At 68.1% G+C, this 14,076-nt stretch carries 10 protein-coding genes; 7 read left to right on the top strand and 3 right to left on the bottom strand.

The window, feature by feature from the left end; genetic code table 11:
• Positions 1-44: 44 nt before the first annotated feature.
• Genes AB4Y80_RS10020 through AB4Y80_RS10030 form a run of 3 tightly spaced genes read right to left on the bottom strand, consistent with a single transcriptional unit; the run spans position 45 to position 3,297 of the window.
• Positions 45-1,304 carry a DUF4350 domain-containing protein gene (locus tag AB4Y80_RS10020; protein WP_442213949.1) on the bottom strand — a complete coding sequence of 420 codons (1,260 nt, stop codon included), beginning with the start codon at positions 1,302-1,304 and terminating at the stop codon, positions 45-47.
• Positions 1,301-1,966, bottom strand: a complete 666-nt coding sequence (locus AB4Y80_RS10025; RefSeq protein WP_442213950.1) for a DUF4129 domain-containing protein — start codon at positions 1,964-1,966, stop codon at positions 1,301-1,303. The genes AB4Y80_RS10020 and AB4Y80_RS10025 overlap by 4 nt, the downstream gene beginning before the upstream one ends.
• A gap of 20 nt (positions 1,967-1,986) precedes the next feature.
• A complete protein-coding gene (locus AB4Y80_RS10030; RefSeq protein ID WP_442213951.1) occupies positions 1,987-3,297 on the bottom strand; it encodes a hypothetical protein in 1,311 nt (436 codons plus the stop codon).
• A 300-nt stretch (positions 3,298-3,597) separates the two neighbouring features.
• On the opposite strand from AB4Y80_RS10030, the gene mtrA reads away from it, so the two are divergent.
• The 7 genes from mtrA (at position 3,598) to secA (ending at position 14,021) form a co-directional block, all read left to right on the top strand.
• Positions 3,598-4,272, top strand: coding sequence for an MtrAB system response regulator MtrA (gene mtrA, locus AB4Y80_RS10035; protein WP_442213952.1), 675 nt, complete (start codon positions 3,598-3,600; stop codon positions 4,270-4,272).
• Positions 4,273-4,289: 17 nt separating this feature from the next.
• Positions 4,290-6,227 carry an MtrAB system histidine kinase MtrB gene (gene mtrB / locus AB4Y80_RS10040; RefSeq protein WP_442213953.1) on the top strand — a complete coding sequence of 646 codons (1,938 nt, stop codon included), beginning with the start codon at positions 4,290-4,292 and terminating at the stop codon, positions 6,225-6,227.
• Entirely contained in the window at positions 6,224-7,957 is a 1,734-nt protein-coding gene (locus AB4Y80_RS10045; RefSeq protein ID WP_442213954.1) for an LpqB family beta-propeller domain-containing protein, read from the top strand. Before mtrB ends, AB4Y80_RS10045 begins: the two co-directional genes overlap by 4 nt.
• A gap of 374 nt (positions 7,958-8,331) precedes the next feature.
• Positions 8,332-8,997, top strand: a complete 666-nt coding sequence (locus AB4Y80_RS10050) for a ComF family protein (RefSeq protein ID WP_442213956.1) — start codon at positions 8,332-8,334, stop codon at positions 8,995-8,997.
• 113 nt (positions 8,998-9,110) lie between these two features.
• Positions 9,111-9,815 (top strand): ribosome hibernation-promoting factor, HPF/YfiA family, encoded by a 705-nt coding sequence (gene hpf, locus AB4Y80_RS10055; RefSeq protein ID WP_442213957.1) that lies wholly within the window; start codon positions 9,111-9,113, stop codon positions 9,813-9,815.
• A 59-nt stretch (positions 9,816-9,874) separates the two neighbouring features.
• Positions 9,875-11,143, top strand: a complete 1,269-nt coding sequence (locus AB4Y80_RS10060; RefSeq protein WP_442213958.1) for a winged helix-turn-helix domain-containing protein — start codon at positions 9,875-9,877, stop codon at positions 11,141-11,143.
• Positions 11,144-11,237: 94 nt separating this feature from the next.
• Positions 11,238-14,021: a preprotein translocase subunit SecA gene (secA, locus tag AB4Y80_RS10065; RefSeq protein WP_442213959.1), complete on the top strand. Its 2,784-nt coding sequence runs from the start codon at positions 11,238-11,240 to the stop codon at positions 14,019-14,021.
• Positions 14,022-14,076: the final 55 nt, after the last annotated feature.

Genomic DNA, 14,076 nt, shown 5'->3' on the forward strand with positions numbered 1-14,076 from the left:
CGCCTGCGCGCCGTCCGGTTGCTGATACGCGGGGTCCGGGGTAGTCATCGGTGCGCCACTTCTTCCTCTAGGGCTTCCAGTTCCTGGGCCATGAACAATAATTCCTTTTCGGTCGACGGCGTGTCGGTGAGCAACAGCCGGTGCAGCTGGGGCCGGCTCCGGCCGCTGTGCGCGGCGGCCGCCTCCACCACGGCCTCGGGCGGTGCGGCGGCGCCGAGCCGCAGCCGCCCGGCCAGCCGGGTCAGGGCCGCCCGCTGCAGGGTGCGCGCGGCCGTGTCCAGGGCCTTGGCGTCCTGGTATAGGCGGGCCCGGCCGGTGACGGTCTCGGTAGCCCGGACGATGACCGGCAGGGGTTCCGAGACCAGCGGGCCGTTCCGCCGGCCGCGCCACAGCATCCCGAGCAGGCCCACCACCAGCAGCCACATGGCGGCCGGGAAGATCCATTCCGGCGTCAGCGCGGCCAAATCCGGCGGCTGGTTGGCCACCGGCACATCCTTCAGGGACGCGGTGTACCAAATCAGGTTTGGCCGGCTGCCCAGCGTCCGGAACACCAGGGCGGCGTTTCCCCGGCTGGCCAAGCCCTGGTTGCTGACGACGCCGGGATTCCCCAACACAGTCACGTCGCCGGCGCGGTTGGTCGCCATGAGGCCGGCCGGCCCGGCCTTGGCGGCGGTACTTTCCGCGGGGATGAAGCAGGTGGTGGGTCCGCGGTACAGGAACGTGGCGGTATCGGCGGCCAGGGAGGCGAGCCCCCCAACGGTGCCGGCGTCGATCGAGCCGGCCGCGGCGGCGTCGGCGTYGGCGCAGCCGGACGGGACGCTTTGGGCCTTCGTCTTGCCGCTGCCGGCGCTGGAGATTTCGGCGCTCAGCTCCCGCACGGTGAGCGGGCCGGGCGCAACGGCCACGACCTTGGCGCCCGAATCGGCGGCGGCCGCGGACAGCCGGCCCGCCTGCCCTGGCGACAACAACGTGCGCGGGTCGTAGACCATGATGGTGGTGTTGGCCCGTCCCTGCCCGGACAAGGCGGCCAGGGTGGCGGCCACGGAGTCCGTGGCCGTGACCGTGACGCCCTGGTGGCCCAGCACTGCGGCCGCGGCCTGGCCGCCCTCGGGCGCCGGGTTGGTCACCGAGAGGGCGCCGCCGGTTCGCGGGCCCAGCGCGGTAACGGCGTAGCCGGCCACGGTCACCGCCACAAAGAGGGCACCGCACAGGAGCCAAAACCGGTGCCGACGCCACCATGCGCGTGCCCGGACGGGGCGGCTGCCGGCGTCGGCCCGGAACGTGCGGCCGGCGGGGAGGCTCATGGCTGCACCGGGTCAAGGGCGTAGGTGGGACGGGCCGCCGCCAGGGCCTGGTCGGTGCGCCGAAGGTCGTCGTACATTTCCTGCGTGGGTGTCGCACGGCCATACCGCACCGCATTGAAGGTCTCGGCCGCCCGGCGCAGCTGTCGGCCGTGGGCCGGGAAGGCCCGGCCGAGCTCGGCGGCCACTTCGGCCGCGGTGCGCCCCGGCGCCGGGGAACACACGTCGCGTTCCTCGGCGGCGCGGACGATCGCCCGGAATTGTTCCCTGACGGCGGCGGCCAGCTCGCCGCGTGCGGCCGCATCCCGGGCCAGGTCCCGGTGCGCCGCCGCCGTGAGGATGACCGGGGCGTCGAAGACGGCCGCGGTGTGGGTGCCGCGCCGGTTGCGGCGCAGGGGCACCAGGACGATCGCCGCCACGACCAGGACAAGGAAGACGCCCGCGACCACCAGCAGGCCCACGCTTCCCTGCAGGGTCCCCAGGCCGTCCAGGAAGTCAAGGAGCGCACGCCGCAGCCAGGCAAGAATCTGCTGGGCAAGCCCGGGCCGGGCGTCCTGGTAGACCGGCTTCAACAGTTCCTCAACGGCCCACCGGCGTGCCTCGCCGGCATCCGGGGTGACGGGGACGCCCGGCGTGAGAGCCGTGAAGGGGCGCGTGGAAAACATCATCTGTGCTGCGGCACCGCCTACCGGCCGCCGGACGGGTCCTGGCCCGGATACTCAGTCGGGCTGTGCCGCGGGGCGCCCCGGCCGGGGATGCCGCCGTCGTCGGCGCCGGACTCGGATTCCTTAAGCAAGGTGACGTCAAAACCGTCCCTGCGCATCCGCAGATCGACGTAGATCAGGGCCATGACGCCCGCCTGGAAGGCAAGGGTCACGGCGCCGACCAGGCTGGCGACGACGGCGGAGGTCACCTGGGTGAGGATGAGCTGGGTCATGAGCTGGTCGGGAGTGGGGTTGGGCACGGAAATTTGGGTGATGAGCCCCATGAGAAGGGCGATGGGGGTGGAGATGATGCCGCTGATGACGGAGGCGATGATCGCGGCCAGGGCGCTGATGCCAAAGGTGCGCCACCAGTTGCGGGTGGTCAGCGACCACGACCGCCCGATGCCGGCAAAAACGCCCACATCCTCAACGATGATGGCCGCCGGGGCCAGCAAGACCTTGGTGCCAACCCAGACCGCCGCCACCAGCCCCGCCAGGCCCAGCACCACGGCCAGCCCGATGCCCACGCCGCCGATCGCCTGGTACAGGCCGAAGACGACCAGGGCGAACAAGCCCACCAGGGCCACTTCCACGCCCACGTACAGGAGGGCCAGCAGCAGCAATCTGCCGATGCGCGGCCTCGCCAGCCGCCACATGTCGCCAAAGGAGGTCCTGCGGTTCAGCACGGCCCGCAGGACGGGAATGACCAAGACACCCTGGAGCACCATTTGGGCAATGGTCTGCAGGAACACGGCCAGCAGCAGCGAGGTGCCGAACCCAAGGGCCATGTTGGCGAGGTTGTCCAGATCTGACTGCGAGAATGCGGAACTGCCGGAAAAGTCGCTGGAGAGAATGTCCAGGTTGAACCTGGTCAGCGCCAGGACCAGGATGACCCCGGTGATGGCGGCCGAGATCGACTGGAAGATCAGGGCCGAGCCGAACATCGCCTTGCCGTTGCGGCGGGCCGACTGGAACGCCCCGTCCAAAACCTCACCCAGGCCCAGGGGGCGCAGCGGGATGACGCCGGGCTTGGGCGGGGCCATGTAGTGGCCGTAGCCGGGCGGGACGGGCCCGCCCGCATAACCGGTGCCGCCAGGTGGTGGCGCATACTGCCCCCACTGGGGCGGCGCGGGCGGCTGCCCCCACTGAGGCGGCGCGGGCGGCTGCCCGCCAGGTGGCGGCGCGTACTGCCCCCACTGGGGCGGCGGGGCGGGTGCGGCCGGGGGAGGGGCCGGCACGCCGTTGGTGCCGGGCTGCGGACTCTCCGGCTGTTCCTGCGGTTCCTGTGTCATGATGCTCCCTGGGTGAATGGCCCGGCGCCGGTGGCGAGGTCCGTTCCCGTCCGGGCGGCCGGGCCATCCGCCGGACGGAACCAATGAAACGCGCACGGCCATCCGACGGCACGAGCTGGCACCCATGCCGGGAAGACGGTTGCCCTCCTCAAACACTATCGGCAAGAAACGACTTTGCGGGCACCTGCGGGCCCTGTTTTGCCGCCCCCGCTGTCCGCTTTTGGCATAACAATCACCATCGCGGGGCCGCCCGGGAGCGTCGAGGGCGACTTTGCGCGGCAGATAGGCAAATATAGAAGCATGAAGGCACGCATTTTAGTGGTTGACGACGACGAAGCACTGGCGGAAATGATCGGCATTGTATTGCGCAATGACGGATTTGACCCGGTGTTTTGCGCCGACGGGGCCGCGGCACTGGAAACGTTCCGCTCCAGCAAACCGGACCTGGTCCTGCTGGACTTGATGCTGCCCGGACTCGACGGGATCGAGGTCTGCCGGCTGGTCCGCGCCGAATCGGACGTCCCGATCGTGATGTTGACGGCCAAGTCCGACACCTCCGACGTCGTCCGCGGCCTGGAATCCGGCGCCGACGACTACGTGGCCAAGCCTTTTAAGCCGGCCGAGCTGGTGGCCCGCGTCCGGGCCCGCCTGCGCCCCGGTGACGTCAAGGCCCCCGAGACCCTCACGGTCGGGGAGATCAGCATCGACGTCGCCGGGCATGCCGTGCGCCGGGCCGGGGAGCGGATCCTGTTGACGCCGCTGGAATTTGACCTCCTCGTGGCGCTGGCACGCAAGCCGTGGCAAGTCTTCACCCGCGAGCTGTTGCTGGAGCAGGTGTGGGGATACCGCCACGCGGCGGACACGCGCCTGGTCAACGTTCATGTCCAGCGCCTTCGCTCCAAGATCGAACGGGACCCGGAAGCGCCCGAGGTGGTCCTGACGGTTCGCGGCGTGGGATACAAGGCCGGGCAGTAAGCGGTAACGAGCCCGCCATGCGCCAATCCAGCAACCGCCCACGCAACAGGTACGTGAACTTCCTGCGCCCCAAGGCCGCCGGCGCCTCCGGTGCGTCCCCCGCCATCCTCGCCGGGAACGACGCCGAGAGTGCCGTTTGGCGGCGGATCGCACCGACATCGTGGCGCCAGATCGGCGGCTGGCTGGTGGCCCTGGGCTGGTGGACGCTGCGGATTGTCGCCGGAGCCAGGCACGCCCTGTTCCGCCGCTGGCGGACCTCCCTGCAGTTCCGCACCGTGGTGACGACACTCATCATCGCCTCCATCGCCGTGGTGGGCGTGGGCGGCTACCTGGCCAGCCAGATCTCCAACGGACTCTTCAAGGAGCGCCTGGCCCAGGCCCAGCAAGAGTCCGCCCGCGGAGTCACCCAGGTCCAGGACAGCTTCTCCAACGCCAGCCTCAGCGACCAGCCGCGGGTATCCAGCTACGTCAAGGACACGCTGAAACTGCTGGAAGTCGGTGGCGCGGACGACAACCGCAAGTACTTGATGGTGAAAATTCCCGGGCAGACCAGCAAACTCGCCGTCAGTGCCTCCGACTCCGGCGGGGTGACGACCGCGATCATCCCCGACGAGCTCCGGGCCGCGGTCCAAGGAAGCACGGACGGCCAGTTCTGGCAGTCGATCCCGCTGCCCACGGGGACCACCGGCGTTCATCCGGCCGTGGTGGTGGGCAGCCAGGTGGAGCTGTTGAAAACCAACTACGAGCTCTACATGATTTACGACCTCAACAGCGCCCAGCAGACGTTGAACTATATTCAGTCCGTGCTGTGGCTGGCCGGCGGCATCCTGCTGCTGCTCATCAGCGCCATTGCCTGGTACGTGACCCGCACGGTGGTCCTGCCCGTCAGCCAGGCGGCCGCGGTGTCCGAGAAACTGGCGGCCGGCGGGCTGGAGGAACGAATGCCGGTGACCGGCGAAGACGAGATGGCCCGGCTGGCCACCTCCTTCAACAAGATGGCCACCTCCCTGCAGGATCAGATCAACGCCTTGGCCGCGCTTTCTGAAATACAACAACGCTTCGTCTCCGACGTCTCGCACGAGCTGCGCACCCCGCTGACCACCGTCCGCATGGCCGCCGAGGTCCTCTACGACGCCAGGGACGACTTTGACCCCATCAACAAACGGTCCTCGGAGTTGCTGTTCCACCAGGTTGAACGGTTTGAGCTGCTACTGGCAGACCTGCTGGAGATTTCCCGCTTTGACGCCGGCGTCGCCGCCCTCGACGTGGAGTCCCTGGACATCTTTTCCGTCATCCACGGCGTGATCGAGGGTGCCCGCCCCGTCGCGGAGGCCAACAACGCCGAGCTGTCCGTGGTGACCCGGCTGCGCAATCACAAGTGCATCGTGGAGATGGACTCGCGGCGCATCGACAGGATCCTGCGAAACCTGGTGCTCAATGCCGTCGAGCACAGCGAAGGCAACCCGGTGAAGATCTTTGTCTCGGCCGACGAACACGCCGTGGCCGTGGCCGTCCGAGACTACGGGATCGGCATGTCCCCGGCCGCCCTGGGACACGTATTTGACAGGTTCTGGCGGGCCGACCCGGCCCGGGCCCGCACCACCGGCGGCAGCGGCCTGGGCCTGTCCATCGCCATGGAGGACGCCCGGCTGCACGGCGGCTGGCTGGAGGCGTGGGGAAGCCCCGGCGACGGCTCCTGCTTCCGGTTGACCCTGCCGCGCACGCGCGGCGGGGAATTGACGCATTCACCGGTTCCGCTGCCCCCCGACGGCGGCCCGGCCACCACGTCCCGGGACTTGTACACCGGCCCGATCACGCTGACCACCGGATCGATCGGCGTGGTGGGTGCCCTGGGGAACCTCAATCCGGCCACCACCGGAGACATCGGCAAGGCCGAGAACCGGCACAAGGACCCCGACTCGCACGAGACCACCTCAAGGGCGGAACTGGGATGAGCATTCCTACACGACCACGGCGCCGCCGCTGGTACACGCTGGCGGTGATGTCCGTCGTCGCCCTGCTCGCAGCGGCCGGGTGCGCGGCCATTCCCACCCGCGGACCGGTCGGCAAAAGCGATCCGATCTCCCCGCGCGACAACTCCGTCAACATCGATTTTCAGCAATTTGCCCCGGCGGCGGGGGCATCGCCCGAAAGCATCATCCGGGGATTCTTCGAATCCGGGACCGGCATCTCCGACGACTTCCAATTCGCCCGGCAATACCTGACCCCGGCCCTGGCGCAGTCCTGGGCCGCTGATAAGCGCACCCTGGTGTACAAGGACAAGTTCGCCGTGGCCCCCGGGGAGGCGAAGGACTCCTACAACGTCACCTTCGACGTCGTCTCCACGGTCGATTCCGCCGGGGTCCTGGCCCCGGCGCGGCCGGGCACGAAAGAAACCATCGCCATGAAAATGGTCCAGGTGGAGGGCGAATGGCGGATTGCCGACACCCCGGACGGGATCGTGCTTCAGGAAGCCACCTTCCAGTCGCTGTTCAATCCAATCTCACTGTATTTCTACGACCCCACCTTCACCTACGGGGTGCCGGACGTGCGGTGGCTGGCCGGCCGGACGGCGCGGACGGCCACGGCCATTGTCCGCGCCATGTTGGACGGACCCGCCCCCTATCTGAAGGGCGCCGTGGTCAGCGCGTTCCCCGACGGCATCGCACTGGAGCGGGACTCGGTGCCGGTCAAAAACGAGATCGAGGCCCAGGTGGGGTTGACGGCGCAGCCGTTGCTGGACACCGGCGTGAAGCAGCGCCAACAAATGCATGCGCAGCTGCTGATCACGCTGCAAAAGAGCCTGAACACGGTCACGGCGGTGCAGTTCTTGGCCGGCGACCGGCAGGTGGACATGGGCGGTTCCGACGATGCCGTGCCGGCGATGATCATCGACAATCCGGTGCCCACCGTCCAGGTGGCCGTGGCCAAGAATGAGCTCGTCACCTACGACGGCAACAAGATCAGCCCGATCCCCAACCTGCCCTCCGTGGCGGCCCTGGCGCCGACCGCGCCGGCCATCTCCTATTCCGGGAGGAAATTTGCCTTCCTCTCCGGCGCCGGCACCACCTTGTACAGCGTGGCGCCCGGGGGCCCTCCCCTGATTGCCGCGCAGGGAACCGGGCTGACGCCGCCATCCTTCGCCTCCAACGGTTGGGTGTGGACGGCCGCCGGCGACGGCAGCGGCACGGTCCTGGCCGTGAACCCCACAGCGCAGCCGGGCAAGGCGTTTCCGTCCCGCGTATTGAGCGTGCCGTGGCTCGTCGGACAGCACGTGACCACCCTGCGGGTCTCGCGTGACGGGACTCGGGTGTTGGTCATCTCCAATGCCGACGGCGTGACGAAGGTCCAAATCGCCGGCATCTTGAAGACGGGCGACAGCCCCAGGGAACTGACGGTGCCCGTTGCGCTCGTCCAGGACGGCAACCCGACGCTGGGCGTATKGGTCGGCGAGACCAGCGTGGCCGTCCTGCACCCGTCCGCGACGGCGCCCGTGGCGATCGAGATCCTGGATTTGGCCAAGCCGGCCGTGAAAATGACGGAACTCAAGGGGGCCCAGTGGGTCAGCGCCGGATCCGGGGTGCGCAACGTCCACGCCCAAACCGCCAATGAGTTCTTCACCAATGTGGGCAACGGCTGGGACATGTCCGCGAAGGGATTGCGCCAGGCGTCGTTCGCCGGCTGAGCCGTCCGGGGGCGGGCCGGGGTCCTGGGCCGCCCTCCACAGGGACGACGCCGGTCAGCTTGTCCACCGTCTTCGACGCCTCCATGGTGCAGGCCGGCCCGGCGGTGAAGGATGGTGCCATGCGATGGAAATCCGGGAGCGGGGGCTCCGGTGGCGCGGAGCCCACCGGCCGGCATCGCGGCCGCGCGGACCGAGGGTGGGTACGGCTGTGGTTGTGGTGCGAAGGGGCATGGCGTGACTTCCTGTACCTGGTGATGCCGGCGGAATGCGTCGTGTGCGGTCGGGAGGATGCGGCACTGTGTCCGGCGTGCGCATCGGCGCTGCGGGCACAGACCCGCAGCCCGTTTCGGGCCGAACAATCCGCGGATGCACTGATGAGCGTCTTTGGCGATCCGCTGATGCCGGTGGTGGCCGCCGGCAACTACCGGGACGCTTTGGCCGCCACGATCCTGGCCTTCAAGAACCACGGCCGAACCGAACTTTGTGGTCCCCTGGCCCGGGGCCTGGCCCGCGGGATCGCCGCCCTGCCGGCGCCGGGAGCCGACAGCGGCACCGGCCCGGTGTGGCTGGTTCCGGTCCCCGCCAGCGGTGCCGGCTGGCGCCGGCGCGGCTACCACCCCCTGGGACTCTTGGTGGCGGACGTGCGCCGCCACCACCGGCTGCCCCCGGGCATGGCCGTGGCGCACGTGCTGGGCATCAGGGCGCGCCCGCCGTGGCGGCAGCGCCACCAAAAGGGGCTGGGCAAATCGGCCCGGCGCGCCAATGTGCGCAACACCATGAGAATCTGTCACCGGCTCGGCGGGCATCACCGGAATGTGACGGCGCTGGCGGGACGGGCGGTGGTGATCGTCGACGACGTCCTCACCACGGGCGCAACACTGCGGGAAGCGGCGGAAACATTGGCCCGGGCGGGGGCCGTGGTGTGCGGTGCGGTGGTCCTGGCCGCGGCCCGTCCACCCGAACCGCCCGCCGCCGCCGGCGGTGTGCAGCGACCCGGGGAAAATACTTATCCCCAAAAGATGAATAAAAAGATCCAGTGAACTAACGTAAGTAAACGGGTACCTCTTTGGAGGGGAAGCCACCCGTCGGCGGTCGGGCAGAACCTTGCAACACTAGCCGACCGCCGTGTCACCGAAGTCATTTGGAGGGCACCATGGAGTTCATGATCAGCGGCCGCAACCTCAGTGTTTCAGACCGTTTCCGCGAATACGCCGGCGAAAAGCTCACGAAGATCGAACAGTTGGCCAACAAGGTCCAGAGGGTTGACGTGAAGGTCTCCAAGGAGACCAAGTCGCGCGCAGCGGACGCTCCGCTCACCGTGGAGCTGACCGTTCTGGGACGCGGGCCGGTGATCCGCGCCGAGGCAGCCGCCTCAGACAAGTTCGCGGCCTTCGACCTGGCCTATGGCAAGCTGCTGGAGCGGCTGCGCCGGGCCAAGGACAAGAAGAAGGTCCACCACGGCCGGCACGCGCCGGTGGCCGTCAACGCCGCCACGGGATCGCTGGAGCCGGTCAGCAGCACCGAACCCATTTACGCTCGGACCGAGCCGGAAGTGGCGGAAGAAAAGTCACCCTACGACATCGACAACGACATCCCGGCCGGGGACTCACCCGTGCTGATCCGTCGGAAGGTGTTCCCGGCAACGGCACTGACGCTTGATGATGCCGTTGATAACATGGAATTGGTCGGACACGACTTCTACCTTTTCATCGACTCCGCCACCGGCATCCCGTCGGTCGTCTACCGCCGTCGCGGCTGGACCTACGGGGTCATTTCCCTGGACGACAACGTCGCGGAGGCGGGTGTGGCCGAGGAAATCACCGCCTACCGGTCGCCGGATGAGCCGGCGCACGTCTAAGGAACCACCATTCACCAGGCAGTAGAAAACAAGGCACCAAGATCCAAGGAGCGTGAGGCGTGGGCGCTCGCCTGAGTTTGGCACAGGCACGGCGCATCGCACTCAACGCCCAGGGATTGGCACAGGCACGGCCCACCCAACCCGCCACTGCGCGGGCGGTGGGCCGGACCTTTGCCAAATTGCAACTGGTGCAGATCGATTCCGTCAACGTCTTGTCCCGCAGCCACTTCCTGCCGTTCTTTTCGCGGCTGGGCGACTACGACCGGTCCATCCTGTCCACGCTGGCCGGGGCCGCCCCCCGCAAGATGATGGAGTACTGGGCCCACGAGGCCAGCTACATCCGTCCCGACCACTTCCATGACCTGCGCCTGTGGCAGAGCCGGCGGTGGGCCGGTTCCAGCAGCCTGGACCCGCAATTGCGCGACTCCCTGGAAGAAAAGATCCTGGCCCTGCTCGCGCACAGCCGGCCGCTGACCGCCCGGCAGGTCAAGGACCGGATCGGCCATGAGGAAGAAAAGAACCGGGACGACTGGGGCTGGAACTGGAGTGCCGTCAAGCGCACCCTGGAAGGGCTGTTTGAGCTCGGCGTCGTCAGTGCGGCCTCACGCAATGACCAATTCGAACGCCGCTACGCCCTGGTGGACGCCGTCCTGCCGGCCGCCCTGCGGGCCGGCCCGGCCCGGGTCCTCCCGGCCCGGGCCCTCCCGGCCCGGGTCCTCCCGCCGATGGCGGAGTCGCCGGAGCGGTCCGGCGCCATGGACCGGCTGATCGAGGCCGCGGCCCAGGCCCACGGAATAGGGACCGTGCGGTGCTTTGCCGACTACTTCCGCCTGCCGGCCAGGGAAGCGGCCCGCTCCGTGGACCAGCTGGTGGCCGCCGGCGTCCTGGAACCGGTCACCGTTGCGGGCTGGGACGACGCCACGTTCTTGCACACCGCGGCGAGGGTGCCCCGGCGCGCCCAGGGCCGGGCCCTGCTGAGCCCCTTCGACTCGCTGGTCTTTGAACGCCGCCGGCTGGAGCGGCTCTTTGGCTTCCACTACCGGCTGGAAATCTACACCCCGGAGGCCAAGCGGAAATTCGGCTACTACGTGCTGCCGTTCCTCCTTGGCGAGACCATGGCGGCCCGGGTGGACCTGAAGGCCGACCGCGGCACCGGCCGGCTGCTGGTCCGGGGGAGCTACGCCGAACCGGATGCACCCGCGGAAACGGCGGCCGAACTGGCCGGCGAGCTGGCACTCATGGCGCGGTGGCTGGGACTCGGGGACGTCGTCGTGCTTCCCCACGGAAACCTGGCCGCAGCGCTCGCGAAGGAAACCAGCAGGCTCTAGCCACGCGACGAACAACGGCGGGCGGCGATGTGTGCGTCTTCTCACGTAGACTGGTCACGCCACTTTTAGGCAGCCACAGATTGGGAGCAATTTCGTGTCATCACTTCTTGAGCGAGTCCTTCGAACAGGCGATCGCAAGACGCTCAAACGACTCAACGTCCTTGCCGACGCCATCGATTCGATGGAGGAGTCGTTCCAGACCTTCACGGACGCCGAGCTTCGTGAAGAGACGGACAAGCTGAAACGCCGCCATGAAGATGGGGAGTCGCTGGACGATCTGCTGCCCGAGGCCTTTGCCGCCGTGCGCGAGGCGTCCTCGCGCACCCTGGGGCTGCGCCACTTCCGCGTCCAGCTCATGGGCGGCGCCGCCCTGCACCTGGGCAACATTGCCGAAATGAAGACCGGTGAGGGCAAGACCCTCGTGGCCACCGCGCCCGCGTACCTCAATGCCTTCTCCGGCAAGGGTGTCCACATCGTCACGGTCAACGACTATCTGGCCCAATACCAGTCGGACCTGATGGGGCGCGTCTTCCGCTTCCTGGGCCAGAGCAGCGGCTGCATCGTCTCCAACCAAGACCCGGCCGTGCGCCGCGCCCAGTACGCCGCGGACATCACCTACGGCACGAACAACGAATTCGGCTTCGACTACCTGCGCGACAACATGGCCTGGAGCAAGGACGAGCTGGTCCAGCGCGGCCACAACTTCGCCATCGTCGATGAGGTTGACTCGATCCTCATCGACGAGGCCCGCACGCCGCTGATCATCTCCGGTCCCGCCTCCGGGGACGCCAACCGCTGGTATGGCGAGTTCGCCAAGGTGGTGCTGCGCCTCAACCTCGACGACGACTATGAGGTGGACGAGAAGAAGCGCACCGTGGGCGTGTTGGAAAACGGCATTGAAAAGGTCGAGGACTATCTGGGGATCAGCAACCTCTACGAATCCGCCAACACCCCCCTGATCGGCTTTCTGAACAATGCCATCAAGGCCAAGGAGCTGTTCAAGCGGGACAAGGACTACGTGATCCTGGACGGGGAGGTGCTGATCGTCGATGAGCACACCGGGCGCATCCTGGCCGGCCGCCGCTACAACGAGGGCATGCACCAGGCCATCGAGGCCAAGGAAGGGGTGGACATCAAGGCGGAAAACCAGACCCTGGCCACCGTGACCTTGCAGAACTACTTCCGGTTGTATGAAAAGCTTTCCGGCATGACGGGCACGGCCGAGACCGAGGCCTCCGAATTCATGGGCACGTATTCGCTGGGCGTTGTGCCCATCCCCACGAACAAGCCGATGAAGCGCGTCGACCAGCCCGACCTGGTGTACAAGAACGAGATCGTGAAGTTCGACGCCGTCGTAACGGACATTGCCGCGCGCCACGAGACCGGACAGCCGGTGCTGGTGGGCACCACCAGTGTGGAAAAGAGCGAGTACCTCTCCAAGAAGCTGGCCGAAAAGGGCATCCAGCACGAAGTCCTCAACGCCAAGAACCACGCCCGGGAGGCCGCGATCGTGGCCCAGGCCGGGCGCCGCGGCGCCGTCACCGTCGCCACGAACATGGCCGGGCGCGGCACCGACATCATGCTGGGCGGCAACGCCGAATTCAACGCAGTGGCCGCGCTGGCCGCGCAGGGCCTGGACCCGGAAGAGACACCGGAGGAATACGAGGCCGCCTGGCACGAGGCGTTCGAGTCGGCCAAGGCGGCCGTGGCGGACGAACACGAGGCGGTGCTCGACGCCGGCGGCCTCTACGTGCTGGGCACCGAACGGCACGAGTCCCGGCGCATCGACAACCAGCTGCGCGGCCGCTCCGGGCGCCAGGGCGATCCCGGTGAGTCGCGCTTCTACCTTTCCCTGACCGACGACCTGATGCGCCTGTTCAACTCCGGCGCCGCCGAGCGCCTGATGTCCCGGTCCTCGATGCCCGACGACGTCGCCCTGGAGTCCAAGCTGGTCTCCAAGGCCATCGCCTCCGCCCAGGGCCAGGTCGAGGGCCGCAACGCCGAGCAGCGCAAGAACGTCCTCAAGTACGACGACGTCCTGAACCGTCAGCGCGAGGCCATCTACGGGGACCGCCGCCGGATCCTGGAGGGTGACGACCTGCACGAGAAGGTGCAGTACTTCCTGGAGGACACCGTCAACGAGATCATCGACGCCGCCATTGCCGGCGGCCACCCTGGCGACTGGGACTTTGAGTCGCTGTGGACCAACCTGCGCACCATCTACCCCGTCTCCGTGTCGGAGCAGGACCTGGCCGAGGAGGCGGGCGGATCCGGGCGCATCACCCCGGAAATGCTTAAGACCGAACTGCTCTCGGATGCCAAGGTGGCCTACCAGGAGCGCGAAGCCGAGCTGGGCTCGGAGACCATGCGCGAGCTCGAACGCCGCGTGGTGCTCTCCGTGGTGGGCCGCAAATGGCAGGAACACCTCTACGAGATGGACTACCTGAAGGAAGGCATCGGGCTGCGGGCCATGGCCCAACGCGACCCGCTGGTGGAGTACCAGCGCGAGGGCTTTGAAATGTTCCAGTCCATGATGGCCGCCATCCGCGAGGAAAGCGTCGGGTTCCTCTTCAACCTCGAGGTCCAGGTGGAGAACGCGCCCGCCGCCGCCGTTGGTGTCGTCGCCGAGGCGCCGGCCGCGTTGCTGGAGCGCGTCGCRGGCGCCTCGGGCCAGCCGGCGAGCGGCGCGCAGCACGCCGGGCCGCGGATCACCGCACCCGGGCTGGAGGCCCCGGCGCAGCCGGCCCAGCTGCAATTCACCGCCCCGGACGCCCAGGGCGACGCGGAAACGCATGTTGAGCGTCGCGCCGGCGCCGGGTTGCCGCCGTCGGCCAAAAGGTCGGGCAACAAGAACACCAAGAAAAAGAAGAAGCGCTGACCTCTCAAGAAGTGGCCCGCAATACATGTCGAAAAACGTGGTCTCCGACCACTTT

Source organism: Specibacter sp. RAF43 (assembly GCF_052114065.1).
Lineage (GTDB): Bacteria > Actinomycetota > Actinomycetes > Actinomycetales > Micrococcaceae > Specibacter.